Source organism: uncultured Leptotrichia sp., from assembly GCF_938036635.1.
Lineage (GTDB): Bacteria > Fusobacteriota > Fusobacteriia > Fusobacteriales > Leptotrichiaceae > Leptotrichia > Leptotrichia hongkongensis.
The window spans coordinates 1-3,676 of the sequence record NZ_CALHQO010000531.1; the positions used below are offsets into that span (position 1 = coordinate 1).

A 3,676-nucleotide genomic window follows, 5' to 3' on the forward strand; every position below is an offset into this window, starting at 1 on the left:
GGGGAATTTCTTTTTATGAAAAATAAATTTTATTTTAATTTAATTTTATTCTTCTGTTGAATAATCCATTGCTGCCATTCGTTTATAGTAGTTCCAGTTGTCTTTGGCATTCTTTAAGTTTGCTTCAAGCAATTCTTTGGCTTTTTCAGGAAATTCTGCGGCTAGAGTTGCATATCTTCGTTCTCCTAGCAGGAAATCTTCGTATTTGTCCCAAGCAGGATTTCGTGTATCTAACTGCAGTGGATTTTTCCCTTTTTCAGCAAGTCTTGGATCATATCTGAAAATTGGCCAGTATCCTACTTCTGTTGCAAGTTTTTCTTCTGTCTGGAATTTACCCATACCAGCTTTTATTCCATGCTCTATACAAGGTGAATAAGCAATTATTATTGATGGTCCTGGATAAGACTCTGCTTCTCTTATTGCTTTTAGTGTCTGATTTTGATTTGCACCCATTGAAACTTTTGCTACATAGATATTTCCATAAGTCATAAGTATTGCAGCCAAATCCTTTTTCTTAGTTGGCTTTCCAGAAGCAGAAAATTTTGCTACTGCTCCTGCTTTTGATGCTTTTGAAGCCTGTCCTCCTGTATTTGAGTAAACTTCAGTGTCAAGTACAAGCATATTGACATCATCTCCAGAAGCTAATACATGATCAAGCCCGCCAAATCCAATATCGTAAGCCCATCCATCTCCTCCAAACATCCAGATAGATTTTTTGATTAGATATTGTTTTAGTTCCAATATTTCAGTTATGTTACTTTTTACTTTCTCATTTGGATTCTCAGAATTTTCCTTTTCCATCAAAGCTACTAGTTCATCACGTATTTCCGTAGTCTTGTCTCCATCATAAAAGTTATCTGCAAACAAAGTAAATAAATCAGAAAGTTCTGTTGAAACATCCGCCTTTATTTCTTCCATTCTTTTCAAAATTCTTAACCGAATTGTATTTACAGCCTGAAACATTCCATACCCATATTCAGCATTATCTTCAAATAGTGAAGAAGCCCATGCAGGCCCACAGCCACTTTCAGCAGTCGTATAAGGTGAAGATGGTGCAGAAGCTCCATAAATTGAAGAACATCCTGTAGCATTTGCCACAATCATACGTTCTCCAAATAACTGTGTTACCAATTTGATATAAGGTGTTTCTCCACAACCTGCACACGCTCCAGAAAATTCAAATAGAGGTTTTGCAAATTGTGAGCCTTTTACAGTATTTTTTCCTAAAATCTTATCTTTGTATGAAACATTGTTAAATAAGTAATCTGTGTATTCAATTTCATTTCTTTCAATTTGAGACTGAGTAGATTTCATAACAATGGCTTTTCCACGCGGTGCAGGACAAACATCTACACAGGCACTACATCCTGTACAGTCCAAAGGCGATACCTGAATCTTATACTCAAGTCCATCCATTCCTCTACCAAGAGCTTTTATTGTAGGCATTCCTTCTGGTGCCTTTTTCATTTCTTCTTCATCAAGCAGAAACGGACGTATTACAGCGTGAGGACATACATACGCACATTGATTACATTGGATACACATGTCTGGCTGCCATTCCGGCACTTCATCAGCGATTCCTCTTTTTTCATAATGTGCTGTTCCATGCTGGAAGCTTCCGTCAACCATTCCATTTTCTATAATTGAAGAAACTGGCAATTCGTTACCTTTCATAAGATTAATCGGATCTGCAATTTTTTTGATAAATTCAGGTTTTGCAGCTTCAATAATTTGTTCATTGACTTCAAGATCTGCCCATTCTGGCAATACTTCAACTTCTTCCAGTCCGTCAATTCCTCTGTCAATAGCATTCCAGTTTTGTTGAACAATATCTTGTCCTTTTCTTCCGTAACTTTTTTCTGCATACTCTTTCATGTATTCCTTTGCTTCTTCGTGAGGAATTACTTCTGAAAGATAGAAAAAGGCTGATTGCATAATTGTATTTGTCCTATTTCCTAATCCAATTTCTTTAGCTAATTTTGTAGCATTTATAATGAAAAATTTGATCTTTTTTCTAGCCAGTTCCCTTTTTATCTCATTTGGAATACTTGGAATCAATTTCTCCTTTTCCCAGATTGTATTTAAGAGGAATATTCCTCCTTCTTTCAATCCAGAAATCATGTCATATTTCCCAAGATATGCAGGTGCCGAACAGGCTACAAAATTAGGTCTTGTAACTAAGTAAGTTGAGCGAATTGGATTTTTACTGAATCTCAAATGAGATCTTGTCACTCCTCCAGCTTTTTTGGAATCGTATGCAAAATATCCCTGTGCATACAAATCTGTCTTATCTCCAATAATTTTTATTGAATTTTTATTTGCTCCAACTGTTCCATCTGAACCAAGCCCAAAGAACAGGCATTCTTTTACATCTTCATTTCCTGTAAACACTTCATCTTCAAGTGCAAGAGATGTAAATGTTACATCGTCAATAATTCCAATCGTAAAATTATTTTTAGGCTCTTTTTGTGCAATATTCTTGAACACTGCTATAACTTGTTCTGGCGTTGTATCCTTTGATGACAGTCCATATCTTCCACCGACAATTTCAGGTGCATTTTCACGTCCATAATAAAGTGCCTTTACATCCATATATAATGGCTCACCCAATGCTCCAGGCTCTTTTGTCCTGTCAAGTACAGCAATCTTTTTCACGCTTTTTGGCATTGCATCAAAAAAATACTTGCTGGAGAAAGGACGATACAAATGAACATTCAGTACACCTACATTTTCCCCATTTTTATTCAGATAATCCACAACTTCCTTTATTGTTTCATTTACAGACCCCATTGCAATAATAACTCTTTCAGCAGTTTCTGATCCATAATAAACAAAAGGTGCATAGTTCCGTCCTGTCTTTTCGCTAATTTTTTTCATATAGTCATTTACAATATCAGGTACAGCTTCATAAAATTTATTTTGGGCTTCTCTTGCCTGAAAATAAATATCGTCATTCTGAGCTGTTCCCCTTGTTATAGGATTTTCTGGATTTAATGCTCTTTCTCTAAATTCCTGAACAGCTTTTTTATCAAGCAGGCTTTCAAGAAACTCATAATCCATAACCTCTATTTTATTTATCTCATGCGAAGTCCTAAATCCATCAAAAAAATGCATTACTGGCACTCTCGACTTAATTGCTGTTAAATGTGCAATTCCAGCCAAATCCATAACTTCCTGAACCGAACTTGTCGCAAGCATAGTCCATCCTGTCATTCTAGCAGAATAAATATCCTGATGATCTCCAAATATTGATAACGCCTGTGCAGAAATAGCCCTTGCAGCCACGTGCATTACACCTGGAAGCAATTCCCCGGCTATTTTATACATATTAGGTATTTTTAATAGTAATCCTTGAGAAGCAGTAAACGTCGTGGTCAAAGCCCCAGTTTGCAACGATCCGTGTACAATTCCTGCAGCTCCAGCCTCTGATTGCATTTCCACAACCTTTACTGGCATTCCAAATAAATTTTCCTTTCCGTATGATGCCCATTGGTCTACAAGCTCTGACATAGTTGATGACGGAGTAATCGGATAAATTCCAGCAACTTCCGTAAATGCGTAAGCTATGTGAGCTGCAGCTTGGTTACCATCCATAGTTTTCATATTTTTTGTCATTTTTCCCTCCAAATTAAAGAATTTTATAATTTCTTTACTTAACTTGCATTTATAAAATTCT

At 36.2% G+C, this 3,676-nt stretch carries 1 protein-coding gene; it reads right to left on the reverse strand.

Going from position 1 to position 3,676, the window contains the following annotated elements:
- Window positions 1-45: 45 nt before the first annotated feature.
- A complete protein-coding gene (nifJ, locus tag Q0370_RS10595) occupies window positions 46-3,615 on the reverse strand; it encodes a pyruvate:ferredoxin (flavodoxin) oxidoreductase (RefSeq protein ID WP_299575512.1) in 3,570 nt (1,189 codons plus the stop codon).
- Window positions 3,616-3,676: the final 61 nt, after the last annotated feature.

Coding starts and splice junctions, on each gene's coding strand:
- nifJ (WP_299575512.1), bottom strand. CDS start 3,615: ATGACAAAAAATATGAAAACTATGGATGGTAACCAAGCTGCAGCTCAC.